General features: G+C 65.7%; 26 protein-coding genes. 24 read left to right on the forward strand and 2 right to left on the reverse strand.

Going from position 1 to position 23,989, the window contains the following annotated elements:
- The 9 genes from ACSHSS_RS26035 to groL form a co-directional block, all read left to right on the forward strand.
- The coding region (locus ACSHSS_RS26035; protein WP_445545719.1) for a beta strand repeat-containing protein at nucleotides 1–1,513 on the forward strand (1,513 nt) is incomplete at its 5' end.
- 310 nt (nucleotides 1,514–1,823) lie between these two features.
- Nucleotides 1,824–2,183: a COG4315 family predicted lipoprotein gene (locus tag ACSHSS_RS26040; RefSeq protein ID WP_059875441.1), complete on the forward strand. Its 360-nt coding sequence runs from the start codon at nucleotides 1,824–1,826 to the stop codon at nucleotides 2,181–2,183.
- A gap of 27 nt (nucleotides 2,184–2,210) precedes the next feature.
- Entirely contained in the window at nucleotides 2,211–2,726 is a 516-nt protein-coding gene (locus ACSHSS_RS26045; protein ID WP_039224637.1) for a sigma-70 family RNA polymerase sigma factor, read from the forward strand.
- Nucleotides 2,726–3,505, forward strand: coding sequence for an anti-sigma factor family protein (locus ACSHSS_RS26050; protein ID WP_445545723.1), 780 nt, complete (start codon nucleotides 2,726–2,728; stop codon nucleotides 3,503–3,505). The genes ACSHSS_RS26045 and ACSHSS_RS26050 overlap by 1 nt, the downstream gene beginning before the upstream one ends.
- A gap of 23 nt (nucleotides 3,506–3,528) precedes the next feature.
- Nucleotides 3,529–3,948: a quinol oxidase gene (locus ACSHSS_RS26055; protein WP_445545720.1), complete on the forward strand. Its 420-nt coding sequence runs from the start codon at nucleotides 3,529–3,531 to the stop codon at nucleotides 3,946–3,948.
- A gap of 38 nt (nucleotides 3,949–3,986) precedes the next feature.
- Nucleotides 3,987–4,577: a LolA family protein gene (locus tag ACSHSS_RS26060; RefSeq protein ID WP_012214002.1), complete on the forward strand. Its 591-nt coding sequence runs from the start codon at nucleotides 3,987–3,989 to the stop codon at nucleotides 4,575–4,577.
- Nucleotides 4,578–4,616: 39 nt separating this feature from the next.
- Entirely contained in the window at nucleotides 4,617–5,126 is a 510-nt protein-coding gene (locus ACSHSS_RS26065) for an SRPBCC family protein (protein WP_006406354.1), read from the forward strand.
- 374 nt (nucleotides 5,127–5,500) lie between these two features.
- Complete coding sequence (gene groES / locus ACSHSS_RS26070; protein ID WP_006400974.1) at nucleotides 5,501–5,794, forward strand: co-chaperone GroES; 294 nt, start codon at nucleotides 5,501–5,503, stop codon at nucleotides 5,792–5,794.
- A 45-nt stretch (nucleotides 5,795–5,839) separates the two neighbouring features.
- Nucleotides 5,840–7,480: a chaperonin GroEL gene (groL, locus tag ACSHSS_RS26075; protein ID WP_006400973.1), complete on the forward strand. Its 1,641-nt coding sequence runs from the start codon at nucleotides 5,840–5,842 to the stop codon at nucleotides 7,478–7,480.
- A 160-nt stretch (nucleotides 7,481–7,640) separates the two neighbouring features.
- Here groL and ACSHSS_RS26080 read toward each other — a convergent pair whose 3' ends face one another.
- A complete protein-coding gene (locus ACSHSS_RS26080; RefSeq protein ID WP_035489237.1) occupies nucleotides 7,641–8,507 on the reverse strand; it encodes a hydroxymethylpyrimidine/phosphomethylpyrimidine kinase in 867 nt (288 codons plus the stop codon).
- Nucleotides 8,508–8,758: 251 nt separating this feature from the next.
- Here ACSHSS_RS26080 and ACSHSS_RS26085 point away from each other — a divergent pair, with 251 nt between their 5' ends.
- The 8 genes from ACSHSS_RS26085 to ACSHSS_RS26120 all read left to right on the forward strand — a co-directional run bounded on the left by ACSHSS_RS26085 (nucleotide 8,759) and on the right by ACSHSS_RS26120 (nucleotide 15,381).
- Nucleotides 8,759–8,929, forward strand: a complete 171-nt coding sequence (locus tag ACSHSS_RS26085; protein WP_006400971.1) for a rubredoxin — start codon at nucleotides 8,759–8,761, stop codon at nucleotides 8,927–8,929.
- Between the two features lie 104 nt (nucleotides 8,930–9,033).
- Nucleotides 9,034–10,350, forward strand: coding sequence for a hypothetical protein (locus ACSHSS_RS26090; RefSeq protein WP_445545721.1), 1,317 nt, complete (start codon nucleotides 9,034–9,036; stop codon nucleotides 10,348–10,350).
- A 179-nt stretch (nucleotides 10,351–10,529) separates the two neighbouring features.
- Nucleotides 10,530–11,108: a YqgE/AlgH family protein gene (locus ACSHSS_RS26095; protein WP_006400969.1), complete on the forward strand. Its 579-nt coding sequence runs from the start codon at nucleotides 10,530–10,532 to the stop codon at nucleotides 11,106–11,108.
- A complete protein-coding gene (ruvX, locus tag ACSHSS_RS26100) occupies nucleotides 11,105–11,554 on the forward strand; it encodes a Holliday junction resolvase RuvX (RefSeq protein ID WP_006400968.1) in 450 nt (149 codons plus the stop codon). Before ACSHSS_RS26095 ends, ruvX begins: the two co-directional genes overlap by 4 nt.
- Nucleotides 11,541–12,053 carry a bifunctional pyr operon transcriptional regulator/uracil phosphoribosyltransferase PyrR gene (pyrR, locus tag ACSHSS_RS26105; RefSeq protein WP_006400967.1) on the forward strand — a complete coding sequence of 171 codons (513 nt, stop codon included), beginning with the start codon at nucleotides 11,541–11,543 and terminating at the stop codon, nucleotides 12,051–12,053. Before ruvX ends, pyrR begins: the two co-directional genes overlap by 14 nt.
- Nucleotides 12,054–12,126: 73 nt before the next feature.
- On the forward strand, nucleotides 12,127–13,158 hold the full coding sequence (locus ACSHSS_RS26110) for an aspartate carbamoyltransferase catalytic subunit (protein WP_006400966.1): 1,032 nt from the start codon (nucleotides 12,127–12,129) through the stop codon (nucleotides 13,156–13,158).
- 59 nt (nucleotides 13,159–13,217) lie between these two features.
- A complete protein-coding gene (locus ACSHSS_RS26115) occupies nucleotides 13,218–14,504 on the forward strand; it encodes a dihydroorotase (protein ID WP_006412023.1) in 1,287 nt (428 codons plus the stop codon).
- A 19-nt stretch (nucleotides 14,505–14,523) separates the two neighbouring features.
- Nucleotides 14,524–15,381, forward strand: a complete 858-nt coding sequence (locus ACSHSS_RS26120) for a lysophospholipid acyltransferase family protein (protein ID WP_105837814.1) — start codon at nucleotides 14,524–14,526, stop codon at nucleotides 15,379–15,381.
- Between the two features lie 45 nt (nucleotides 15,382–15,426).
- Here the strand turns inward: ACSHSS_RS26120 and ACSHSS_RS26125 are convergent, their stop codons facing one another.
- Nucleotides 15,427–16,266, reverse strand: a complete 840-nt coding sequence (locus ACSHSS_RS26125) for a symmetrical bis(5'-nucleosyl)-tetraphosphatase (RefSeq protein ID WP_088928807.1) — start codon at nucleotides 16,264–16,266, stop codon at nucleotides 15,427–15,429.
- 333 nt (nucleotides 16,267–16,599) lie between these two features.
- Here ACSHSS_RS26125 and rfbB point away from each other — a divergent pair, with 333 nt between their 5' ends.
- The 7 genes from rfbB (at nucleotide 16,600) to ACSHSS_RS26160 (ending at nucleotide 23,950) form a co-directional block, all read left to right on the forward strand.
- Nucleotides 16,600–17,661 carry a dTDP-glucose 4,6-dehydratase gene (rfbB, locus tag ACSHSS_RS26130; RefSeq protein WP_035489225.1) on the forward strand — a complete coding sequence of 354 codons (1,062 nt, stop codon included), beginning with the start codon at nucleotides 16,600–16,602 and terminating at the stop codon, nucleotides 17,659–17,661.
- Nucleotides 17,662–17,672: 11 nt separating this feature from the next.
- On the forward strand, nucleotides 17,673–18,566 hold the full coding sequence (rfbA, locus tag ACSHSS_RS26135; RefSeq protein WP_206382384.1) for a glucose-1-phosphate thymidylyltransferase RfbA: 894 nt from the start codon (nucleotides 17,673–17,675) through the stop codon (nucleotides 18,564–18,566).
- Nucleotides 18,551–19,102 (forward strand): dTDP-4-dehydrorhamnose 3,5-epimerase, encoded by a 552-nt coding sequence (gene rfbC / locus ACSHSS_RS26140; protein ID WP_249460670.1) that lies wholly within the window; start codon nucleotides 18,551–18,553, stop codon nucleotides 19,100–19,102. Before rfbA ends, rfbC begins: the two co-directional genes overlap by 16 nt.
- Entirely contained in the window at nucleotides 19,095–19,991 is an 897-nt protein-coding gene (gene rfbD, locus ACSHSS_RS26145; RefSeq protein WP_105855139.1) for a dTDP-4-dehydrorhamnose reductase, read from the forward strand. Before rfbC ends, rfbD begins: the two co-directional genes overlap by 8 nt.
- A gap of 65 nt (nucleotides 19,992–20,056) precedes the next feature.
- Entirely contained in the window at nucleotides 20,057–20,839 is a 783-nt protein-coding gene (locus tag ACSHSS_RS26150; RefSeq protein WP_105855138.1) for an ABC transporter permease, read from the forward strand.
- A 10-nt stretch (nucleotides 20,840–20,849) separates the two neighbouring features.
- On the forward strand, nucleotides 20,850–21,599 hold the full coding sequence (locus ACSHSS_RS26155; protein WP_105855137.1) for an ABC transporter ATP-binding protein: 750 nt from the start codon (nucleotides 20,850–20,852) through the stop codon (nucleotides 21,597–21,599).
- Between the two features lie 104 nt (nucleotides 21,600–21,703).
- Nucleotides 21,704–23,950: a methyltransferase domain-containing protein gene (locus ACSHSS_RS26160; RefSeq protein WP_445545722.1), complete on the forward strand. Its 2,247-nt coding sequence runs from the start codon at nucleotides 21,704–21,706 to the stop codon at nucleotides 23,948–23,950.
- Nucleotides 23,951–23,989: the final 39 nt, after the last annotated feature.

Below are 23,989 nucleotides of genomic sequence, written 5' to 3' on the forward strand. Positions count from 1 at the left end.
ACTGGGCGGCAGCAACCCGACGGGCGCGCTGAACGGCGTGATCGGCACGGTGACCGGCGCATTGGGCGGCACGAACCCGACTGGCGCTCTGAACGGTGTCGTGACCACGGCGCAAGGTGCGGTGAACTCGGTGACGGGCGCACTGGGAGGCAACAACCCGACGGGCGCGCTGAACGGCGTGATCGGCACGGTGACGGGCGCATTGGGCGGCACCAACCCGACCGGCGCACTGAACGGTGTCGTGACCACGGCACAGGGCGCGGTGAACTCGGTCACCGGCGCACTCGGCGGCACGAACCCGACCGGCGCACTGACCGGCGTCGTCAACACCGCGCAAGGCGCCGTCGGCGCTGTCACGAGCACGCTCGGCAGCGGCAATCCGACCGGCGCGCTGAGCAACGCCGTGAACACGATCACGGCCGGCCTCGGCAACCTGAGTGGCGGTTCCGGCCCGCTCGCGCCGGTGCAGGGTGCGGTGACGCAGCTCGCCGGCACGCTCGGCGGCAGCGATCCGGCTGCGGTGCTCGGCAATGCGGTGAACACGCTCACCGGCACGCTGGGTAACCTCGGCGGCGGTGCGGGTCCGCTCGCGCCGGTGCAGGGTGTCGTCAATCAGGTCGTCGGTACGTTGTCCGGTGCGGCGGGCGGCGGCAGCCCGATCACGCCGATCACGAACCTCGTGAGCGGTCTGACGGGCGGCGGCAACCCGGCCGGCGCAGTGACCGGTGCACTGGGCTCGGTGACGGGCGCACTCGGCAACCTGGGCGGCACGAACCCGCTCGCGCCGGTGCAGGGCGTCGTCACGCAGGTCGTCGGCGCGCTCGGCAACGCCAACCCGACCGGCGCGCTCAGCGGCGCGCTGAACTCGGCCACGGGCGCGCTCGGCGGCGCAGTGAGCTCGGTGACGGGCGCACTGGGCAACCTCGGCGGCGGTGCAGGTCCGCTCGCGCCGGTACAGGGTGTCGTCAACCAGGTCGTCGGGACGCTGTCCGGCGCAGCAGGCGGCGGCAGCAGCCCGATCGCGCCGATCACGAACCTCGTGAGCGGTCTGACGGGCGGCGGCAACGCGGGCGGTGCAGTGACCGGCGCGCTCGGTTCGGTGACGGGCGTGCTCGGCAACGCCGGCGCATCGCTGTCGCAGACGGTGGGCACGCTGAGCGGTGCAGCCGCGAGCGGTTCGTCGGCGATCGGCCAGGCGGGCAGCGCACTGTCGGGCGTGGCCGGTTCGGGCGCGGCGGCGGGCGGCAGCCTGCTCGGCTCCGGTGCCGCTGCCGGCGGCAGTGTGCTCGGCTCGGGCGCCAGCGCGGCAGGCAGCACGACCGGTGCAGTCGGTGGACTGCTGACGGCCGGCGGTAACGCGGCTGCCACGGTCGTCAACGCGGTCGGCACGACGCTGGGCGCGGCGCCGGGCCTGTCGGTCTCGACGCACTCGAACGGCACGAGCGCGGCGAACAATCCGCTGGCACCGGTGTCGTCGCTGATCCAGTCGCTGACCGGCGGGTTGTCGAAGTAACGCCGGAGCAGCACGCGCGGCGGCATTGTCCGCCGCACATCCGGTCGTAGGACGCGGCATGACGGTAACGTCATGCCGCGTTTTGTTTGGTGTCGCGCGTTCGTGCGCCGACGCATCGCAGTCACATCGAGCATCTGCACGATGGCGAGATTGCGCGATGGAAGATTGCAAGACCGCATGGAATAACCGGCCAGGCCCGTTCGTTTACGTACCGGGACGCGACTCGCTCGCGCGGCGCATCATGATCGCGATGCAGTCGGCATCCCGTGAACGCATGCGATGTCGCATCGCGACGCCAAGGAGAACGGGAATGAAAACGATGTTGTTCGCCGTCGCGCTGACGGCTGCGATCGCGCGGCCGGCGGCCGCGGAACCGCCGCAGGTCGGCGACGGGAAGCTGGTCGACGACGATCACATGACGCTCTACGTGTTCGACCGCGACGCACCGGGCAAGAGCGCGTGCACGGGCACGTGCGCGGCGAACTGGCCGCCGGCGCTCGCCGATGCGTACGACAAGCCGTCGGGCGCACTGAGCGTCGTCGCGCGCGACGACGGCAAGATGCAATGGGCGTACAACGGTCGTCCCCTGTATCGCTGGAAGATGGATCGCAAGGCCGGCGATGCGGGCGGCGACGGCGTCGGCGGCGTCTGGCACGTCGCGCATCCGTGACGGCCGCGCCGCGCGCGGGATCGTCGCATGAGCTACGAATCGGACCTGCTGGTGTGGCTGCCGCATCTGACGCGGTATGCGCGCGCGCTGACGGGCGATCGGGCCTGGGCGGACGATCTCGTGCAGGACACGCTCGAGCGCGCGCTGAACCGGCCGCCGCGCGATGCCGGCAATCTGCGCGCGTGGCTGCTGACGCTGCTGCGTCACCGCTTCATCGATCAGTTGCGCGCGCGGCATGAAGTAGCCGTCGACGACGCGACGGCGCCATGGCAGACGCTCGCCGCGCCGCCCGGCGACGTGGGCGGCCTGATGCTGCGCGACGTGCAGCGCGCGCTGTACCGGCTGCCCGTCGAGCAGCGCGAGGTGCTGCTGCTGGTCGCGCTCGAAGAGCTGAGCTACCGCGATGCCGCGCAGGTGCTCGGCGTGCCGGTCGGTACGGTGATGTCGCGGCTGTCGCGCGCGAGAGAGCAGATGCGGGCGCTGCTGTCCGGCGAACCGGCCGCGCATGGCACGGCCGCGTTACGGGTGATCGGGAAGACATGATGGACGAGTCGCGCACACCTTCGGACGATCGGGACGACGAAGCGTCGGCGCAGCTGCTGTCGGCGCTGCTCGACGGCGAGCTGTCCGCGCACGAACGCCGCGAGGTACTCGAACGTCTGCAGTCGGATCCGCGCGAAGCGGCCCGGTTCGCGCATTACCGCGCCCAACGCGACGCACTGCACGCGTTGTTTCCGCTGCCGCCCGCCACGTCGGCGCTGTTCGTGCAGCGCCGCGCATCGCGCCGGCCCAGATTCGCCTACGCGTTCGCGGGGCTCGCGGCCGGGCTGCTGATCGGCATCGCGCTGCACGCGGGCTGGACTGCACTGGGTGCTGCCCCGGAATTCGCCGAGCGCGCCGATGCGGCGTACGCTGTCTATGCGGCAGACCGCGACCATCCGGTGGAAGTCGATGCGCGCGACCCGGAGCGTCTGGCTGCGTGGCTGTCCGCGCGGCTCGGGCGGCCGGTGCGCGCGCCGTCGCTCGGCGAATACGGCTACGCGCTGCTCGGCGGCCGTCTGCTGCCGGGCGACGCAGGGCCGGCCGCACAACTGATGTATCAGCGCGCGGACGGCGACCGCGTGACGCTGTACATGACCGCCTACGACGCGCGGCGCGTGGCGCCGCAGCCGTTATCGGCCGACGGTCGCTACACGTACTTCTGGTCGGATCGCGGCATGGGTTATGCGCTGTCCGGCGGTGGCGACGAATGGCGCGTTCGCGAACTCGCGATCGAGGCGTGCGGCGCACTCGGCGGACCGGTCGGCGCGTGGAGCGGCTGACGCGCGCTCGCACGGAGCGAACGATGAAAGTGATGGCGGCGGTATGGGCAGGGCTGGTTGTGTTCGCAGCAGGCACCGGATTTGCGTACGCGGACGACGATGCACCGGTGCGCGTGCCGATCGATCCGGACGGTGTGCAGCGCGTGACGATCGTCGGCGGCAGCTATTTCTTCCGACCGAACCACGTGATCGTGACTGCGCAGGCGCCCGTCGAGCTGACGGTGTCGGCGGAGCCGGGGATCGTGCCGCATAGTTTCCGGATCGATGCGCCGCAGGCCGGCATCGACGTGCGCACCGAACTCGCCACGACGCCGCGCACCTTCCGTTTCACGCCGACGCAACCGGGCCGCTTTGCCTACTATTGCACGCACCGGCTGCCGTTGTTCGGCAGCCATCGCACGCGCGGCATGGAAGGCGTACTGGACGTCGAGGCCGCGCCGTGATTGCCGCGTTGCTGGCCGCGAGCCTGATAGGAGCGAGCATGACAGCCGATCCAGTGACCGTTGCGCAGTCGCAGTTCGACCACGTGCACTCGTACCGCGCGACGATCCGTTCGACCGCGAGAAGCGGCGAGCACACCGAAATCCGCTACGCCTATCTGAAACCGGGCTTCGTCCGGATGGATTTCGTGTCGCCGCACCACGGCGCGGTGCTCGCGTACGATCCGGACGACGGCAAGGTGCGGCTGCGTCCGTTCGGCGTGCATATGCCGCCTGCGCTGACGCTGTCGCCCGACAACCCGATGGTGCGCGACCGTAGCGGGCATCGCGTCGACCGGTCGGACGTCGGTCAGCTGCTGCGCAACGTGCACGCGCTGCAGCAGGGCGGGGCGACGGTGAGCGAAGGCGAGGAGACGGTCGGCGGCCGCACGACGTTGCGCGTATCGGTGACGGGCGCGCCGGCACAGGCGGTCGACGGCGTGCATCGCTACCGATTGTGGCTCGATACCGAGGACGGATTTCCGCGCAAGGTCGTCAGCTTCGCGGACGACGACGGCGAGCCGCTCGAAACGGTGACGCTCGACGACATCGAGCTCGACGTCGCGTTTCCCGAGCGTTTTTTCGCGCCCTGATCCCGATTCGACGCTGCGCGACGGCGCGCCGGAGGCTGCATGGCGGAATACCGGTTTTCGACGACGTGGCACGTGGACGCGCCGCTGATGGCCGTCTGGGATGCGATCTACCAGGTCGACCGCTGGCCCGACTGGTGGAAGGGCGCCGTGCGGACCGTCGAACTGGAGGCCGGCGACGCGCGCGGCGTCGGGGCGCTGCACCGCTATACCTGGAAAGGCGCGCTGCCGTACCGGCTGACGTTCGACATGCGCGTGCGGCGCGTCGAGCCGCCGCACGTGCTCGAAGGCCGCGCGAGCGGAGCGATCGAAGGCGACGGCCGCTGGTCGTTCGTCGCCGACGGCGCGCGCACGGTCGTCCGCTACGACTGGCACATCCGCACGCACGCGCGCTGGATGAAGTGGCTGGAACCGATCGCGCGGCCGCTGTTCACATGGAATCACGACGTCGTGATGCGCGACGGCGCGAAAGGACTCGCGCGGCTGCTGGGCGCGACGGTCGAGACCGACGGCCGGACGTTCCGGCCGCTCGAGGGGTGCCCCGAAGCGTGACGCTGACCAGAGCCGGTGGCGCATCGCCGGCAGGGCGGACGCATTTTTTTCAACGTACGCGAAATAGTGCGGAACTCGCCGCGGTCCTGCTGTCCAAGCGGGGAACGATGATCGGGGAATCCCCTAACGCGGGCGGCCGCCGGTTTCGTGACGAACTTCCATCTCGTTGTTTCAAAAGGACCTTTCTGCGTTTTCCTCCCTTCCCGTGCGCCCGACGCGGCGCAAAAAAAGCCCCGGTATCTCTTCTTGAATTTGTCAAAACCCGTCCATATAATTAGCACTCGCTGCACGAGAGTGCTAACAATTCTCTGCCGGGCCTCTGGCCGGGCAGGTTCCCTAAGCGTTCTTCAATCTCAGTCAAGAGAGGAGTGAATATGAACCTTCGTCCTTTGCACGATCGCGTGATCGTCAAGCGCCTGGATCAGGAAACCAAGACTGCCTCGGGCATCGTGATCCCCGACGCAGCTGCTGAGAAGCCGGATCAAGGCGAAGTCCTGGCCGTTGGCCCGGGCAAGCGCGACGACAAGGGCGCCCCGATCGCACTCGACGTGAAGGTCGGCGATCGCGTGCTGTTCGGCAAGTACGCGGGCCAGACCGTCAAGGTCGACGGCCAGGAGCTGCTGGTCATGCGCGAAGAAGACATCATGGCCGTGGTCAACGCGAAGTAAGCGTCCACAACGGTACATATTCCCAAGAATTCAAGGAGTTAGAAGATGGCAGCTAAAGACGTCGTATTCGGCGATTCGGCCCGTGCGAAGATGGTCGAAGGCGTGAACATTCTCGCCAACGCAGTGAAGGTCACGCTGGGTCCGAAGGGCCGCAACGTCGTGCTCGAGCGCAGCTTCGGCGGCCCGACGGTCACGAAGGACGGTGTGTCGGTCGCGAAGGAAATCGAGCTGAAGGACAAGCTCCAGAACATGGGCGCGCAAATGGTCAAGGAAGTTGCTTCCAAGACCAGCGACAACGCAGGCGACGGCACGACGACGGCAACCGTCCTCGCGCAATCGATCGTCCGCGAAGGCATGAAGTACGTCGCATCGGGCATGAACCCGATGGACCTGAAGCGCGGTATCGACAAGGCCGTTGCAGCTGCCGTCGAAGAGCTGAAGAAGATCAGCAAGCCGTGCACGACGAACAAGGAAATCGCGCAAGTCGGCGCGATCTCGGCGAACAGCGACTCGTCGATCGGCGATCGCATCGCTGAAGCGATGGACAAGGTCGGCAAGGAAGGTGTGATCACCGTCGAAGACGGCAAGTCGCTCGCCGACGAGCTCGACGTCGTCGAAGGCATGCAGTTCGACCGCGGCTACCTGTCGCCGTACTTCATCAACAACCCGGACAAGCAAGTCGCCGTCCTCGAGAACCCGTTCGTGCTGCTGCACGACAAGAAGGTCTCGAACATCCGCGATCTGCTGCCGGTGCTCGAACAAGTCGCGAAGGCAGGCCGTCCGCTGCTGATCATCGCTGAAGACGTCGAAGGCGAAGCGCTCGCTACGCTGGTCGTCAACAACATCCGCGGCATCCTGAAGACCGTTGCGGTCAAGGCGCCGGGCTTCGGCGATCGTCGCAAGGCGATGCTGGAAGACATCGCGATCCTGACCGGCGGCCAGGTCATCGCGGAAGAAACCGGCCTGACGCTCGAGAAGGCAACGCTGGCAGAACTGGGCCAGGCGAAGCGCATCGAAGTGGGCAAGGAAAACACGACGATCATCGACGGTGCAGGCGAAGCGGCGAACATCGAAGCGCGCGTCAAGCAAATCCGCACGCAGATCGAAGAAGCGACGTCGGACTACGACCGCGAGAAGCTGCAAGAGCGCGTGGCGAAGCTGGCCGGCGGCGTGGCAGTGATCAAGGTCGGTGCTGCGACCGAAGTCGAAATGAAGGAAAAGAAGGCACGTGTCGAAGACGCGCTGCACGCAACCCGCGCTGCCGTTGAAGAAGGCATCGTCCCGGGCGGCGGCGTTGCGCTGATCCGTGCACGCACCGCGATCGCCTCGCTGACGGGCGCGAACGCCGACCAGAACGCCGGCATCAAGATCGTGCTGCGCGCAATGGAAGAGCCGCTGCGTCAGATCGTCACGAACGGTGGCGAAGAAGCGAGCGTCGTCGTGGCGGCCGTTGCTGCAGGCAAGGGCAACTACGGCTACAACGCAGCGACGGGCGAGTACGTCGACATGGTTGAAGCCGGCGTCGTCGACCCGACCAAGGTCACGCGCACCGCACTGCAGAACGCAGCTTCGGTTGCCGGCCTGCTGCTGACGACGGACGCAGCCGTCGCAGAACTGCCGAAGGAAGATGCACCGATGCCGGGCGGCATGCCGGGCGGCATGGGCGGCATGGGCATGGACATGTAATCGACTTCGGTCGATGAAGTCCGGAGCGCGCAGCGATGCGTGCTCCAGCCAAATAAAAAGACCCGCAGCGATGCGGGTCTTTTTTTTATCTGCGCGCGGCGCGAAGGGGACGGCCGGCGGCGGCCGAATCAGCGCGATCCACGAAGGGCCGCGCGCCGACTCAATGCCGATGCGACGTCCGCGGCAGCGGCTCGACCGCAGCGGCCGGCGGCGCATCGGCGTCCTCGTTGCTGCGCGCCCAGAAGAAGCGGTCGGGCAGATACGCGCCCATCCCGGGCCGGAACGCGTCGCGCACCGCCTGATAGAGATATTCCTGCGCTTCGCGCACGGCCTCGGGCGGTTCCTGGCCGTTCGCGAGCAGCGCCGCGATCGCCGCGCCGAGCGTATCGGTGATGCCCATCAGCCGGTGCGGCGAGCGGTCCCACATGTCTTCGCGCAGCTGGCCTTCCTCGCCGTACAGCGTGTTCACGAGCCGGTGCGAGCCCGTTTCCGACGACAGGATGTATTCGCAGCCCTGCGACAGCAGATGCGACACGGCCGCATCGAGATTCGGCGCTTCCGCATCGCCGTCCGGCTGCGCGAGCGCGATCAGCGTCGCGTGATCGGCGACGAGCAGCGTCGTCTGCGGCGCGAGCAGATCGGCGATCGACTCGCGCAGATCGTCGGCGGCGAGCACATGCTCGTCGTCGAGCGTGAAGTCCGGCGCGAGCACCAGCGGTACGCCGTCGTAGTCGGCGACCACTTCGGCGATCGCGCTGACGACTTCCGCGCGCGTCGCGGCGCCGATCTTGAACGCGGCGACCGGCATGTCCTCGAGCAGCATGCGCGCCTGCGCGGCGACGACGTCGGGATCGAGGCCGGTCACTTCATCGCAGGCAGCCGAGTCGCGCACGGTATAGCCGGTGAGGACGGACACGCCGTGGCAGCCCATGCTCGCCAGGGTCATCAGATCGGCTTGGAGGCCGGAGCCGCCGGTGGGATCGGACAGGCCGAAGGTGAGGACGATCGGAGGGGCGTTGCTGGACATGGAAAAAAGGGCAAGAAAAATACGGGGAAGCGACGGAGGTGCGGCGGCAGCAGGCGACGGGCCGTCGGGCCCCGTGTTGCCCGGCAGGCCGCACTGTGCGCCCATTATGCGGCGGAATCCGGCCGATACGACGGATTTTTTAGCGCAGCACAACGTAGTCGCTGCACTCCAGCGCGATTGCTAGGCAGTCCGGCCCCGACACGGTACCATCATGGCTCCCGAATTTACCGACTTTCCCGACGCGGCTTAAGATGGAATACAAGAGCTGGATGTGCCTGATTTGTGGCTGGATTTACGACGAAGAAGCCGGGCTGCCGGACGAGGGCATTGCCCCGGGCACGCGCTGGGAAGACGTTCCGATCAACTGGACGTGTCCTGAATGCGGCGCCCGCAAGGAAGACTTCGAAATGGTCCAGATCTGATCGGACCTTTGCCGCACGGACACTCCGCTTTGGCCTCGCGCGGGCCCGGCGCTCGCGCGCCGCGACCCGCGCGAGCGGCTTGACGACCCCACGCGCGCGTGTCCATGACGTCCGAACCGGCGACCGTTCCCCCTCCTGACGCATTGCCCAATCCGCGCGGCGGCGCCGTGCGCGCGGCCGACGCGGCGCTCGCCGCTGCGGCCGATGCAGCCCATGCGGCCGAACGGCACGCCGATGCCGCGGCGCCGCTCGCCGAAGCGGCGGCCGTGCTGGCCGAAGCCGGCTGGTTGCCGGCCGCGAGATTCGCGGGCCAATTGGCTGCTGGCGCACCGTTCGCGGCGACGGCAAGCGAAGCGGACGTCGCCGCGTGGCGCGCCGCGCTGCGCGATTTCCGTGCGGCCGTCGGCCGGCACAATCTGCGCGAACTCGCGTGTTCGCCGGTCCTGTTTGCCCATTTCCGTACGCTGCGCGCGCTGACGGGCGGCGGTGCGCCCGCGGCCGTTCCGCTCGACGCGCTGGCCCTCGTCGGCCGCGCGGTGCCGGCCGCGTCGCTGCGTGCGCTGCCGGACGGATTCGCGGCCCGCGTGCGCGCCCGTTATGAACAGGCGCTGCTCGGTGCGCTGCGTGCGGAAAATCCGGCATCCGGCCCCGCACTCGACGAACTCGACGCGATCGCCGCCGCGCTCGCCGACGATACGCCGTACGACTTCTGGCGCCTCGCGGCAGCGTGCATGCGCGCGCTGCGTGCGAGCGGCGCACCCGATCTGAAACGCTTTCTGGCGCGCACGAACTTGCTGCTCGCCGAACACGCGAACGGGCGGCCATACGCACCGCCCGAACTCGTGCGCGAAACGGTTGCGCTGTTGTGGCGCGATTTCGCGCTGTTCGGCGCGGCGGCCGAAGACGCCGCGCTCGTCGACGTGCTGCACGACTATGGGCTCACGGTCGACTGGCACGTGGCCGGCACGCCCGGCTCCGAAGCGCTGTGGGAAGCCGATGCGGCGCGCGCCGAGCACGACGCGCTCGCCGCCGCACCGACGCGCACGCTCGGTGTCGTGACCGTCAACGCACATGCGTATGAGGATTTCCTGCAGACCGCCGATGCGTCGATGACCGATCTCTCGGCTCATCCCGCGGCCGCGGATGCCGGCGCGGCATGGCGCGCGTCCGCAGCCGCGTACCGCGTTGGCGCGGCCGCCTGCGCGCTCGGGCTCGGCCACGCGGCGCTGCTGGCCGATACGCTCGGCCTCGCATGGCGCCGCGCCGCGCACGGGCTGCCGCTCGCCGGCAGCGCACGCGACGCGCATGCGCGCGCGGCCGACATGCTGCGCGCCGCACTGCTGAAGATTGCGGCCGGCGTCGCGCCGCCGGACCTGACGGCGGGGTCCGAAGCGCTCGGCACGGCGCTCGGCCGGCCCTGAGCGGAGCGCCGGCCGGCATGGCGCGGCGGGCATGCCCGCGCCGCTGCAACGCGCTGCCGACAGCGCCCGCGCGCGTGTTAGAGTGCCGTGTAATCGCGCGCGTCATTGCCAGCGCGTCGCGATGTTGCTCGTTGATCGCGGCCCGGTCAGGCCGCAGCGTCTTTGCTAAAATTCAAACCATGTCAAAGCCTTCCGATCGCATCAATCTCACCAACCAGTTCCTGATCGCCATGCCGAACATGGCCGATCCGACGTTCTCGGGAACGGTGGTCTATCTTTGCGATCACAGCGAGCGCGGTGCGCTCGGCCTCGTCATCAATCGTCCTACCGATATCGACCTCGAATCGCTGTTCAACCGGATCGACCTGAAGCTCGAGATCGAGCCGCTGCTGCACATTCCCGTGTATTTCGGCGGCCCCGTGCAGACCGAGCGCGGCTTCGTGCTGCACGAGCCGGTCGAGGGTGCGAACTACAGCTCGTCGATGTCGGTGGAGGGCGGGCTCGAGATGACGACGTCGAAGGACGTGCTCGAGGCGGTCGCAACGGGCACCGGCCCGAAACGCTTCCTGCTGACGCTCGGCCATGCAGGCTGGGGCGCCGGGCAACTCGAGGAAGAGATTTCCCGCAACGGCTGGCTCACGGTCGCCGCCGATCCGCGCATCGTGTTCGACACGCCGGCCGAAGAGCGCTTCGAAGCTGCGCTCGGCCTGCTCGGCGTCAGTTCGTCGACGCTGTCCGGCGAAGCAGGGCACGCATGAGCGGCACGAGCGCGCGCGATGCGACGCTCCTGGCGTTCGACTACGGCGAGAAGCGAATCGGTGTCGCGATCGGCAATGCGCTGACGCGCTCCGCGCGCGCGCTCGTCGTGATCCCCAATCTGAACCGCGAACACCGCTTCAAGGCCGTCGGCGAACTGCTCGCCGAATGGCGGCCCGATGCGCTCGTCGTCGGGCTGCCGATGCATCCCGACGGCACGCCGCACGACATGACGCAGCAGGCGAAGCGCTTCGGCAACCAGCTGAACGGCCGCTTCGGGCTGCCCGTCACGTGGGTCGACGAACGCTATTCGTCGGTCGAAGCCGAGGCCGGGATGCGCGAGCGCAACGTGCGCGGCCGCGCACGCGCCGACATGCTCGATGCCGAAGCCGCGCGCGTGATCCTTCAACAGTATCTCGATCAATTGTCCGACCATGAGCCCCATTGACGCCGAGGCGCTGTACCGCGCCCTGCTCGACCAGATCCGTGCCGCGTACGGCACCGCGTTCGCCGAACCGGGCGGCCCGCGGCTCGCCGGCATCTACAGCGGCGGCGCCTGGCTCGCCGAGCGTCTCGCGCGCGATCTCGGCGCGCCGGCGTTCGGCGTCGTCAACGTCGCGCTGCATCGCGACGACTACGCGAAGAAGGGGCTGCACAGCCAGGCGAGCCCGACGTCGCTGCCGTTCGACGTCGACGGCGCGCGCATCGTGCTCGTCGACGACGTGCTGTACACGGGCCGCACCGTGCGCGCCGCGCTGAACGAACTGTTCGACTACGGCCGTCCGGCTGCCGTCGAACTCGCCGTGCTCGCCGATCGCGGCGGACGCGAGCTGCCGGTCGCCGCGCGCTTTGCCGGCGGCACGCTCGACGTGCCGGCCGGCGCGACGCTCGTGCTCGCGCGCGACGATTCGCAGTTCACGCTGAACGTCGAGGCGCAAGCCGCCTGAACGACCGCGAAACCGTATCCCGGGCCGCCGGTTCGCGCCGCGGCCCGTTTGCATAGTTGGAATCACGCACACCATGACCACCGACACCACTGGCCGCACCGGCAATCCCGCGGCGGCCGCGAGCCCCGAGCGGTTCCGCTACGGTTTCCTGAAGGGCAACCCGCAGCTCACGAAAAACGGCGAGCTCAAGCATCTGCTGTCGATCGAGGGCCTGCCGCGCTCGATCGTCAACCACATCCTCGATACGGCCGAGCAGTTCGTCAGCGTGACGGACCGCGAAGTGAAGAAGGTGCCGCTGCTGCGCGGCAAGTCCGTGTTCAACCTGTTCTTCGAGAACTCGACGCGCACGCGCACGACCTTCGAGATCGCCGCGACGCGCCTGTCGGCCGACGTGCTGAACCTGAACATCAATGCTTCCTCGACGAGCAAGGGCGAATCGCTGCTCGACACGATCAACAACTTGTCCGCGATGCATGCGGACCTGTTCGTCGTGCGTCATGCATCGAGCGGCGCGCCGTACCTGATCGCCGAGCACTGCGCGCCGCACGTGCACGTGATCAACGCCGGCGACGGCCGCCATGCGCACCCGACGCAGGGCCTGCTCGACATGTACACGATCCGCCACTACAAGCGCGACTTCACGAAGCTGCGCGTGGCGATCGTCGGCGACATCCTGCATTCGCGTGTCGCGCGCTCGGACATTCACGCGCTGACCACGCTCGGCGTGCCCGAAGTGCGCGCGATCGGCCCGCGCACGCTGCTGCCGGGCGGCCTCGAGCAGATGGGCGTGAAGGTGTTCCACAACCTCGACGAAGGGCTGAAGGGCGTCGACGTGATCATCATGCTGCGCCTGCAGAACGAGCGGATGAGCGGCGCGCTGCTGCCGTCCGCGCAGGAGTATTTCAAGACGTGGGGGCTCACGCCCGAGCGCCTCGCGCTCGCCGCACCCGACGCGATCGTGATGCACCCGGGCCCGATGAACCGCGGCGTCGAGATCGACTCGCAGGTCGCCGACGGCCCGCAATCGGTGATCCTCAATCAGGTCACGTTCGGCATCGCCGTGCGGATGGCCGTGATGGGCATCGTCGCCGGCAACAACGACTGAGCCGCTTCGCGCCTCCTTATCCAGGCATTCAACGCATTCAACGCATTCACAGACAGCGCATGAAGATTCATATCAAAGGCGGCACGCTGATCGATCCGGTCGCCGGCAGCGAGCGGCAAGCCGACGTATTCATCTCGGGCGGCAAGATCGACGCGATCGCCGAAGCCGGCCGCGCGCCGGCCGGCTTCGCGGCCGACAAGACGATCGACGCGACGGGCCTGATCGTCGCGCCCGGCCTCGTCGACCTGTGCGCGCGGCTGCGCGAGCCCGGCTACGAGCACAAGGCGACACTCGCGTCCGAGATGGCGGCGGCCGTCGCCGGCGGCGTGACGACGCTCGTGTGTCCGCCGGACACCGATCCCGTGCTCGACGAGCCGGGCCTCGTCGAGATGCTGAAGTTCCGCGCGCGCAATCTGCACCAGGCCAACGTGCATCCGCTCGGCGCGCTGACCGTCGGCCTGAAGGGCGAAGTGATCACCGAGATGGTCGCGCTGACCGAGTCCGGCTGCGTCGGCTTCACGCATGCGAACGTGCCGCTGCGCGACACGCAGGTGCTGCTGCGCGCACTGCAGTATGCGAGCACCTACGGCTACACCACCTGGCTGCGCCCGCTCGACGCATTCATCGGCAAGGGCGGTGTCGCGGCGAGCGGGCCCGTCGCGTCGCGGCTCGGGCTGTCCGGCGTGCCGGTCGCGGCCGAGACGATCGCGCTGCACACGATTTTCGAACTGATGCGCGTGACCGGCGCGCGCGTGCACCTCGCGCGACTGTCGTCGGCGGCCGGCCTCGCGCTCGTGCGCGCGGCGAAGGCTGAAGGGCTGCCCGTCACGTGCGACGTCGGCGTGAATCACCTGCACCTGATCGACGTCGACATCGGCTATTTCGATTCGCAGTTCCGGCTCGATCCGCCGCTGCGCAGCGAGCGCGATCGCGAGGCGATCCGCGCGGCGCTCGCGGACGGCACCATCGACGCGATCTGCTCCGATCACACGCCGGTCGACGACGACGAGAAGCTGTTGCCGTTCGGCGAAGCGACGCCCGGTGCGACCGGCCTCGAACTGCTGCTGTCGCTGACCGTGAAGTGGGCCGACGAGACGCGCACGCCGCTCGCGCAGGCGCTGCGCCGCATCACGTCGGCGCCTGCGGACGTGCTGAATCTGCCGGCGGGCCGTCTGACCGAAGGCAGTGCGGCCGATCTCTGCGTGTTCGACCCGCGCGCGCACTGGCGCGTCGAGCCGCGCGCGCTGAAGAGCCAGGGCCACAACTCGCCGTTCCTCGGCTACGAGCTGCCCGCGTGCGTGCGCGCGACGCTCGTCGCCGGACAGGTCGCGTTCGAGCGCAACTGAACCACGCCGGGCTTTCCTCATGAACGCTATCCGCAAGCTGCGCCTCGTCTTTCACCTGTTGCGCGGCATGGCGATCGTCGCGCTGCGCTTTTCGCATGTGACGGCCGCGCGTCGCGCCGAGCTCACGCGCCGCTGGTCGGTGAAGCTGCTGCGGATCTGCGGGATGCGGCTCGTCGTGCACAACGACCGCGCGCGACTCGATGCGAGCGCGCTCGTCGTCGGCAATCACGTGTCGTGGCTCGACATCTATACGATCAACGCGTGGCGGCCGACGCCGTTCGTGTCGAAGGCCGAGGTGCGGCAGTGGCCGGTGATCGGCTGGCTCGCCGAGAAGCTCGATACCGTGTTCCTGCAGCGCGAGAAGCGCACCGAGGCGATGCGCGTCATGCACGAGATGGCCGAGCGGCTGCGCAGCGGCGGCGTGATGTGCGTGTTTCCGGAAGGCACGACGTCCGACGGGCAAGGGTTGCTGCCGTTCCATGCGAATCTGTTCCAGGCCGCGGTGTCGGCCGGCTGCGCGGTGCAGCCGATCTGCCTGATGTACGAGGACGCGCAGGGGCGGCAGTCGGTTGCGCCTGCGTATACCGGCGAGCTGTCGCTCGGCAAGTCGCTCGACATGGTGCTACGCGGCGGGCCGCTCGTCGCGCATCTGTACGTGTGCGATCCGATCGCGCCGGGCGGCGACCGGCGTGCGATGTCGGCGGCGGCGCGCGATGCGATCGCGGCCACGCTCGAGGCGATGCAGGCGAAGGTTGGCAAGCCGTCGGCCGAGTCGCTGGCCGAGCTCGCGAAGCATGCGTATCCGGTCGCGGAAGTCGGCTCGGACGCGGCCCGCGACGGTGCCGCCGAAGAGCCGGTGCCCGGGCGCGAAGGCTGATCGGGATGCGGTCCGCTTGAGCGGGCCGCAGCCGTTACATTGCCGTCATTCGCCGCCCGGTGTGCGGCATGCCTCGCATTGCACTTGCGTGACCGTGCGCTGTGCCGGATCGGCCGTCAGGCGCACGGCCGACAGCTGATTGCCCCATACGCATCCCGAATCGAGCGCGACCACGTTGTCGCGCAGCATCAGTCCGAGGGCGGCCCAATGGCCGAACACGACCGTCACGTCTTCGGTGCGGCGGCCCGGCACGTCGAACCACGGCAGATAGCCGGGCGGTGCGCTCTCGGGGCCGCCGTTCGCCTTGAACTCCATCGCGCCGTCCGGCGTGCAGAACCGCAGGCGCGTGAACGCGTTGAACGCGACGCGCATCCGGTCGCGCTTTTTGAGGTTCGGATTCCATTGGTTCGGCTCGTTGCCGTACAGCTTTTGCAGCGTGTCGCGCCAGTCGGGCGCGCGCAGCGCCTGCTGGAGCTCGTCCGCGAGCTCGAGGGCGAGCGTCACGTCCCACTGCGGCAGCACGCCCGCGTGGACGAGCAGTTTGCCGTCTTCGAAATGCGCGAACGGGCGGTGGCGGACCCAGTCGAGGAGGGCGTCGGCGTCGGGCGCGTCGAGGATCTCGCCGATCGTGTCGCCGCGGCGTTCGGTGCGGATGCCGGCCGAGACGGCGAGCAGGTGCAGGTCGTGGTTGCCGAGGACGGCTGTGACGCGAGGGCCGAGGTCGATTAGCGCGCGCAGCGCGGCCAGGGAGCCGGGGCCGCGGTTTACGATGTCGCCGGCGATCCATAGCGGCGTGTCGGCCGGGGCGGAGAGTTTTTTTAGTAGCGAGTCGAAAGCTGAATGACAGCCTTGGATGTCGCCGATGGCGATGGGGGTTGGGGTCATGAGAGCGGCAGTGCTATTGATTTCCGCACGGAAAGAAGATTCGTTGGTACGAGACGCCATTTTGCAACCGACGTTCCCCGAAATGTCATTGATTCGGCAGGAAATTTTATTCGACGCAGGGGGCGGGAGCGCTGTATCAAGTTGTTAGCGGCGTGGCTTTGGGGGGCGCCGGGTCCCTATAATTGTCGTTTTCCCGAACAAAATTAGCATTTCATGACTTTAACTGCCATGGTGGCCGGGTAAAATTCTCGGTTTAGCGTGACGATGACGTCGCGTGCGAATCCGATGCGGTAGGGCCGGCTGGCGCTACCGGGCATTACTAGAGGGAGCCCCATGATCCTGGTTACCGGCGGCGCAGGCTTTATCGGCGCCAACTTTGTACTCGACTGGCTGCGCGCATCCGACGAAGCCGTGCTCAACGTCGACAAACTGACCTACGCGGGCAACCTTCGTACGCTTCAGTCGCTGGAAGGCAATCCGAAGCACGTGTTTGCGCGCGTCGATATCTGCGACCGCGCTGCGCTCGACGCGCTCTTTGCCGAGCACAAGCCGCGCGCGGTGCTGCACTTCGCGGCGGAAAGCCATGTCGATCGCTCGATTCACGGCCCGGCCGATTTCGTGCAGACCAATGTGGTCGGCACCTTCACGCTGCTGGAAGCTGCCCGCCAATACTGGAACGGCCTGAACGACGCGGACAAGGCCGCCTTCCGCTTCCTGCACGTGTCGACCGACGAAGTGTTCGGCTCGCTGTCCGCCACGGACCCGCAATTCTCCGAGACGACGCCGTACGCGCCGAACAGCCCGTACTCGGCAACCAAGGCGGGCTCCGATCATCTCGTTCGCGCATACCATCACACCTACGGCCTGCCGACGCTGACGACGAACTGCTCGAACAACTACGGCCCGTACCAGTTCCCGGAAAAACTGATTCCGCTGATGATCGCGAACGCACTCGCCGGCAAGCCGCTGCCCGTGTACGGCGACGGCCAGAACGTGCGCGACTGGCTGTATGTAGGCGACCACTGCAGCGCGATCCGTGAAGTGCTCGCGCGCGGCGTGCCGGGCGAGACGTACAACGTCGGCGGCTGGAACGAGAAGAAGAACCTCGAAGTCGTGCATACGCTGTGCGATCTGCTCGATTCGAAACGGCCGAAGGCAACGGGCTCGTATCGCGATCAGATCACGTACGTGACAGACCGTCCCGGCCACGATCGCCGCTATGCGATCGACGCGCGCAAGCTCGAGCGCGAACTCGGCTGGAAGCCGGCGGAGACGTTCGAAACGGGTCTCGCGAAGACGGTCGACTGGTATCTCGACAACCAGCAGTGGGTCGACGAAGTCGCATCGGGCGAGTACCGCAAGTGGGTCGAGACCAACTACGCGCAGCGCGCGTAAGGGCGGCGGACATGGCACGCAAAGGCATTATCCTGGCCGGCGGTTCCGGCACCCGGCTGTACCCGATCACGCACGCGGTATCGAAGCAGTTGCTGCCGGTGTACGACAAGCCGATGATCTACTACCCGCTGTCGACGCTGATGGTCGCCGGCATTCGCGACGTGCTGATCATCTCGACCCCGCAGGACACGCCGCGCTTCGAATCGATGCTCGGCGACGGCAGTCAGTGGGGGATGAACATCCAGTACGCGGTGCAGCCGTCGCCCGACGGGCTCGCGCAGGCGTTCATCATCGGCAGGGAGTTCGTGGGCAACGATCCGTCGGCGCTGATTCTGGGCGACAACATCTTCTACGGCCACGACCTCGCGAAGCAGCTCGAGCATGCGAATGCGCAGGAGGCGGGCGCGACGGTGTTCGCGTATCACGTGCACGATCCCGAGCGGTATGGCGTCGTCGAGTTCGACAAGGACTTTCGCGCGCTGTCGATCGAAGAGAAGCCGGCCAAGCCGCGTTCGCACTATGCGGTCACGGGCCTGTACTTCTACGACAACCGCGTGTGCGACATCGCGGCCGACATCAAGCCGTCCGCGCGTGGTGAACTAGAAATCACCGACGTCAATTCGCGCTACCTCGCCGATGGCACGCTGAACGTCGAAATCATGGGCCGCGGCTACGCATGGCTCGACACCGGCACGCACGATTCGCTGATCGAAGCGGCGAGCTTCATCGCGACGCTGCAGAAGCGGCAAGGGCTGGTGGTCGCGTGCCCCGAGGAAATCGCATACCGCCGCCACTGGATCGACGCGGAACAAGTGCAGAAATTGGCGCAGCCGCTGGCGAAGAACGGCTACGGCAAATATCTGCTGAACATTCTTACGGATCAGGTTGCATGGCCATCACGGTAACTGCTACGGCACTGCCCGAAGTCAAAATCATCGAGCCGAAGGTATTCGGCGATGCGCGCGGCTACTTCTACGAGAGCTTCAACGGGCGCGAGTTCGCGGAGCAGGTCGAGCCGGGCGTCGAGTTCGTGCAGGACAACCATTCGCGCTCGGCGAAGGGTGTGCTGCGCGGGCTGCACTATCAAATCCAGCATGCGCAGGGCAAGCTCGTGCGCGTGGTCGAAGGCGAAGTGTTCGACGTAGCCGTGGACATTCGCCGCAGCTCGCCGAACTTCGGCAAGTGGGTCGGCGTGACGCTGTCGGCGGACAACCATCGGCAGCTTTGGGTGCCGCCCGGATTCGCGCACGGCTTCGTCGTGCTGTCGGAGGCGGCGCAGTTCCTGTACAAGACCACCGACTACTGGTACCCCGAGCACGAGCGCAGCATCGTGTGGAACGATCCGGACATCGGCATCGAGTGGCCGATCGATTTCGAGCCGCTATTGGCGGCCAAGGATGCGGCAGGCAAGCGTTTGAGCGAAGCCGAAGTTTATGCGTGAGGTGGGTGTGACTCCTGAACCGAGGATCCTTGTGACGGGTGTGAATGGCCAGGTCGGGTTTGAATTGCTGCGCTCGCTGCAGGGCCTCGGCCGCGTGGTGGCGTGCGACCGCTCGATGCTCGACTTGTCCGATCTCGATCGCGTGCGCAGCGTCGTACGCGAACTGAAGCCGTCGATCATCGTGAATCCGGCCGCCTATACGGCCGTCGACAAGGCCGAGACGGACGTCGAGGCGGCGCGACGCCTGAATACGGACCTGCCGCGCGTGTTGGCCGAGGAAGCTGTAAAGCTTGGCGCGGCGCTGATCCACTATTCGACCGACTACGTGTTCGACGGAACGAAGTCAGGCCTCTATGTAGAAGCAGACGCGACGAATCCGCAGAATGTTTACGGACTCACGAAGCTCGAAGGCGAGCGTGCGATTGCTTCGATCGGATGTCCGCATTTGATCTTGCGGACGAGTTGGGTGTACGGTCGGCGCGGCAAGAACTTCCTGCTAACCATGCTGAAATTTGGCAGTGAGCGGCCGGAAGTGCGCGTCGTAGCGGATCAAATCGGCGCGCCGACGTGGTCGAAAACGATCGCAACCGCAACTTCGCACATTGTCGCTCAGGGCGTGGCGGGTGGTCCGGATTGGTGGGCGGAGCGCTCTGGCGTCTATCACTTTACCGCGTCCGGTGCGACATCGTGGCACGGCTTCGCCGAGGCGATTTTCGCGGCTGCGATGGGTAGCCGATCACCGAGGGTGGTGCCTATTTCCGCGAGCGAATATCCGGTACCTGCGAAGCGTCCCGCTAATTCTCGGCTGGCGCTCGACAAGCTGGCCTCAACCTTTGGTGTGCACATGCCCGCGTGGGACGATGCGTTGCGACTCTGTCTGGCCGAATGAGTTGGCGATGCCCGATGTTTGTCGAAGGGTACTGGTTACACTGTCTAATCATTTCATAACCTTGCATGCTGATTCTCTCACTCGCTGATCTCAAACAAAGCATCGCGTCGTGGCGATTGTGGACGCTACTCGGTTGGCTCGAAATTCGCCAGCGCTACGCGCGTTCGCGCCTCGGGCCGTTCTGGCTCACGATCAGTATGGGCGTCATGATCTCGTCGCTCGGCGTCGTGTACGGGACGTTGTTCGGACAAAAACTGAGCGAATATCTGCCGTATCTTGCATCGAGCATCGTGCTGTGGGGCCTATTTTCACAGACGGTTCAGGACGGTAGCGTTGCCTATATCAATAGCTCGTCGTACATCCGCCAGATGGCGACCCCGAAGCTGATCTATATCTTGCAGGTCGTCTGGCGGAACCTGATCGTGCTCGCGCACAACTTCGTCATCATCGTCGCGCTTCTGCTGATCTTCGGTGTGAAGAGCTGGGAAACGCTGCCGATGTTTATTCCGGGACTGCTCCTGTTTATCGTGAATGGGCTGTGGATCGCGATGGTGGCGGGCTTGCTGTCGGCGCGTTTTCGCGACCTCCCGCAGATCATTGGTGCGCTGCTTCAGGTTGCGTTCTATGTCACACCGATTCTTTTTCGTCCGGATGCGTTGACGCGTTTCGCGTTCATTGTCGAATGGAATCCGCTCGCGTATCTGATCGATGTCGTGCGTGGTCCGTTGATCGGACATATGCCCAGTGCACTGACGTGGGGGATCGTGATCGGCATGGCCGCGATTGGCTGGCCTATTGCGCTGCTTCTGACTGGCCGTTTTCTGAAGCGCATTCCGTATTGGGTTTGAGGGCTGAGGTATGGCATACATCGAATTGAAAGACGTGACGCTGGACCTGCCGATCTATGACGTGCAGGGGCGTTCGCTCAAGAAGCAGGTCCTTCGAATGGGGCGACGGAATCGGATTGCCGAGGGAAGCGACGGCGTGATTGTTGTGCGGGCGCTCGACGATCTGAGCTTCCGGTTCGAGCGGGGCGATCGCGTCGGTCTGATCGGTCACAATGGCGCGGGAAAGTCGACGCTGCTGCGGGCGATGGCCGGGATCTATCCTCCGACCGCGGGTACGCTGTCGCGTGAAGGAAAGGTTGTGCCGTTGCTCGATATCAGTTTAGGCATGGACGAAAACTCGACCGGCATGCAGAACATTCGGCTTCGTGGATTGATGCTGGGAATGTCCGACTCGGAAATCCGTGCAAAGCAGCGCGACATCGCGGAGTTCAGCGAATTGGGCGACTATCTCGATCTGCCGATTCGTACCTACTCGAACGGCATGCGGGTGCGGTTGGCGTTTGCTGTTTCGACTGCGGTCGATGCCGAAATCCTGTTGCTCGACGAAGTGATGGGGGTCGGTGATGCGTCCTTCATGCACAAGGCGGAGGCACGGCTCGCCGATTTGCACAGTCGCGCCGAGATTGTCGTACTCGCGATGCACTCGAATTCCGAAATTCGCAAGGTATGTAACAAGGCGCTCTGGATGGAGCGGGGCCGCGTGCGAGCGTTCGGGCCGGTGGAGGCGGTGGTGTCGGAATACGAGGCAGCGATGGCGTGACCGCCGTCAGTCGCTTCATACCGTTGAAGGGCGAGTGAATTTCATGTTCCGGTATATGCCGCCCTGTGTATCTTTGAATTGAATTATTTCTTGGACGGTAAGCTATGGCGCATCCTCAGCAAAGAGCATTTTGCTCGACGGTCAAGAGCCGATACCCCCAGTTTTTCCAAGGGGTGTTCGCCCTGGATATCGGATCCCTGGACATCAACGGTAACAACCAATACCTGTTCGATGCCAGCAGCCTGTACCTCGGAGTTGACGTTGCGGAAGGGCGAAATGTCGATCTGGTCTGTCCGGCACATGAACTGGGATTACCTCCGAATACATTTGACGTTATTGTCTCGACGGAATGCCTGGAGCATGACCGCTATTGGGACCAGACGCTGCGTAACGCGGTCAGAATGCTGCGTCCCGGCGGGTTACTGTTGATCACCTGCGCAACGGAAGGGCGACCGGAACACGGCACTCGACGGACGACACCGCAGGATGCGCCGTTGCTTGAATTCGCGGACAGCGAGTGGGCCGATTACTATCGAAATCTGACGGAGACGGATATCCGTGCTGCGTTGAATATCGACGAGACATTCAGTTACGTCGAATTTTCGACCAACGATGAGACTCACGATCTCTATTTCTTTGGGATCAAGCATGGCGTGCTAGAGAAATCGGCCGAGCGGTCAATCGTGTTGCCGTCGCATCCCGCACGATTGCTCGAAGCGGAACTCCGTGCGCAGCTTCAGCAATCGCATGAGACGTTACGTGAGTTGCAGTCCGAGCGCAGCGAACTCACGCGATCGCTGATTGAGAGTAGGAGCGGATTTCTCGAAGCGGAACTCCGTGCGCAGTTTCAGCAATTGCATGAGACGTTGCGTGAACTGCAGTCCGAGCGAAGCGAACTTACACGATCGCTGGTCGAGAGTACAAGCGGATTTCGTCAGGTCACGCAGGAGTTGAACGATGTGCGGGCTCAATTGCAGGATCTTGTAACCGAGCGAAGCAGTGCGCTCGTCGCACAGCGCGATGAATTGTCGGCGCAGTTGCAGCGTGCGTTTGATGAGATTAATCGAATTTATGCGTCAAGGTCCTGGCGGATCACGCGCCCTTTGAGAATGTTGACACCACCGTTGTATCGAATCGCGCGGATAGCATTGCGAGCCCGCAATGCACTTCGCTATGTTGTACGAGGGGATTTCAGAGGGCTGCAGCAGCGTCTCGATGCGGTGCGCATGGACCGCGCACTGGAGAGCCATTTGCGCTCGGGCCCGCCGAGGACCTGGGGCGTGATGACAACGCGCCACACACTGTTCGTTGCACATCTCATCGCAGATCGATTGCGCAAGCACGGGTGGCAGGTTGACACCATGACTGAATCGCCGTCGCACTTCGTACACGACATGTATGTGGTTGTATGTCCACAGATGTTCAAGCGGTTACCGCCGGGGGAAAGGCGCATCGCGTTTCAGATGGAGCAGTCGGTGAGTTCTCGCTGGTTTACCGACGATTACTTGAAGACACTCGAGGGTTCACTCGCTGTTCTCGAGTATTCGCTGAAGAACATCGAGTTCTTGGACAGCAAGGGCATCCGGTATCCGCACGTCCATTACTTGCCGGTCGGGGCGAGCCACGACTTTAAGGCCGACATCGTTGCCGAGCCGATCGAGAAGAAGTGGGATCTGTTGTTCTATGGCGATGCGAAGAGCTCGCCCCGTCGTCGACAGATGCTGGAGACACTGCAGAAGCATTTCAACGTACGCATCTGCAGTGAGGTATTCGGCGATGATGTTGCGCGGGAGATTCGTCGGGCCAGGGTCGTAGTCAATATTCACTACTATGAGAATGCGCTGCTCGAGATGCCGCGTATCCAGGAGTGCCTGTCGCTCGGAGTACCGCTTGTATCGGAGTCGTCGTGCGATCAAGCCGAGTATCCGGAGATCCTCGACGGCGTTACTTTCTTCGAGGAAGGTAACGAGCAGGATATGTTGCGCGCTGTGCAAGCCGCGCTGGACCGGAGTTACGACGCCGAGGCGATTGAGCGCGCCGTTAACAAGGGTAGTGTCCGCTTCGACTTCATGTTCGATCGCTTCCTGACTGCGATGAATTTCCTGCCGCCGACCACACTGCTGGACGATCGACTGCCGTTGCCGAAGGGTGCGACGCGAGTCGCGCTTTCGTTGCCGGAGACAATCTTACGCCGACGCATCTATGAGGCGGCCGCACCGGAAAACTGCGTCGTATTCGATGGCGTGCGCCTTCGTCCGGGCTGGGTCGGATGCGGCTTGTCTTATTCGAGTCTCGCACGTCACGCGCTGCGTAATGGCCTGCATCGGCTTACGGTACTTGGGAAACGCTGATTTATTCGGCTCGGCGGTCATCGCAGACGTAGCCGAGGA

The sequence above is a fragment of the Burkholderia sp. BC1 genome, from assembly GCF_052683555.1.

What these genes read in the sequence shown, in the direction of transcription:
- ACSHSS_RS26080 (WP_035489237.1), bottom strand. Translation starts at nt 8,507, where the DNA reads ATGTCCAGCAACGCCCCTCCGATCGTCCTCACCTTCGGCCTGTCCGAT.
- rfbA (WP_206382384.1), top strand. Translation starts at nt 17,673, where the DNA reads ATGGCACGCAAAGGCATTATCCTGGCCGGCGGTTCCGGCACCCGGCTG.
- ACSHSS_RS26125 (WP_088928807.1), bottom strand. Translation starts at nt 16,266, where the DNA reads ATGACCCCAACCCCCATCGCCATCGGCGACATCCAAGGCTGTCATTCA.
- ACSHSS_RS26060 (WP_012214002.1), top strand. Translation starts at nt 3,987, where the DNA reads ATGACAGCCGATCCAGTGACCGTTGCGCAGTCGCAGTTCGACCACGTG.
- ACSHSS_RS26120 (WP_105837814.1), top strand. Translation starts at nt 14,524, where the DNA reads ATGAACGCTATCCGCAAGCTGCGCCTCGTCTTTCACCTGTTGCGCGGC.
- ACSHSS_RS26090 (WP_445545721.1), top strand. Translation starts at nt 9,034, where the DNA reads ATGACGTCCGAACCGGCGACCGTTCCCCCTCCTGACGCATTGCCCAAT.
- rfbB (WP_035489225.1), top strand. Translation starts at nt 16,600, where the DNA reads ATGATCCTGGTTACCGGCGGCGCAGGCTTTATCGGCGCCAACTTTGTA.
- pyrR (WP_006400967.1), top strand. Translation starts at nt 11,541, where the DNA reads ATGAGCCCCATTGACGCCGAGGCGCTGTACCGCGCCCTGCTCGACCAG.
- rfbC (WP_249460670.1), top strand. Translation starts at nt 18,551, where the DNA reads ATGGCCATCACGGTAACTGCTACGGCACTGCCCGAAGTCAAAATCATC.
- ACSHSS_RS26110 (WP_006400966.1), top strand. Translation starts at nt 12,127, where the DNA reads ATGACCACCGACACCACTGGCCGCACCGGCAATCCCGCGGCGGCCGCG.
- groES (WP_006400974.1), top strand. Translation starts at nt 5,501, where the DNA reads ATGAACCTTCGTCCTTTGCACGATCGCGTGATCGTCAAGCGCCTGGAT.
- ACSHSS_RS26150 (WP_105855138.1), top strand. Translation starts at nt 20,057, where the DNA reads ATGCTGATTCTCTCACTCGCTGATCTCAAACAAAGCATCGCGTCGTGG.
- ACSHSS_RS26095 (WP_006400969.1), top strand. Translation starts at nt 10,530, where the DNA reads ATGTCAAAGCCTTCCGATCGCATCAATCTCACCAACCAGTTCCTGATC.
- rfbD (WP_105855139.1), top strand. Translation starts at nt 19,095, where the DNA reads ATGCGTGAGGTGGGTGTGACTCCTGAACCGAGGATCCTTGTGACGGGT.
- ACSHSS_RS26115 (WP_006412023.1), top strand. Translation starts at nt 13,218, where the DNA reads ATGAAGATTCATATCAAAGGCGGCACGCTGATCGATCCGGTCGCCGGC.
- ACSHSS_RS26045 (WP_039224637.1), top strand. Translation starts at nt 2,211, where the DNA reads ATGAGCTACGAATCGGACCTGCTGGTGTGGCTGCCGCATCTGACGCGG.
- ACSHSS_RS26040 (WP_059875441.1), top strand. Translation starts at nt 1,824, where the DNA reads ATGAAAACGATGTTGTTCGCCGTCGCGCTGACGGCTGCGATCGCGCGG.
- ACSHSS_RS26085 (WP_006400971.1), top strand. Translation starts at nt 8,759, where the DNA reads ATGGAATACAAGAGCTGGATGTGCCTGATTTGTGGCTGGATTTACGAC.
- ACSHSS_RS26055 (WP_445545720.1), top strand. Translation starts at nt 3,529, where the DNA reads ATGAAAGTGATGGCGGCGGTATGGGCAGGGCTGGTTGTGTTCGCAGCA.
- ACSHSS_RS26155 (WP_105855137.1), top strand. Translation starts at nt 20,850, where the DNA reads ATGGCATACATCGAATTGAAAGACGTGACGCTGGACCTGCCGATCTAT.
- ACSHSS_RS26050 (WP_445545723.1), top strand. Translation starts at nt 2,726, where the DNA reads ATGGACGAGTCGCGCACACCTTCGGACGATCGGGACGACGAAGCGTCG.
- groL (WP_006400973.1), top strand. Translation starts at nt 5,840, where the DNA reads ATGGCAGCTAAAGACGTCGTATTCGGCGATTCGGCCCGTGCGAAGATG.
- ACSHSS_RS26160 (WP_445545722.1), top strand. Translation starts at nt 21,704, where the DNA reads ATGGCGCATCCTCAGCAAAGAGCATTTTGCTCGACGGTCAAGAGCCGA.
- ruvX (WP_006400968.1), top strand. Translation starts at nt 11,105, where the DNA reads ATGAGCGGCACGAGCGCGCGCGATGCGACGCTCCTGGCGTTCGACTAC.
- ACSHSS_RS26065 (WP_006406354.1), top strand. Translation starts at nt 4,617, where the DNA reads ATGGCGGAATACCGGTTTTCGACGACGTGGCACGTGGACGCGCCGCTG.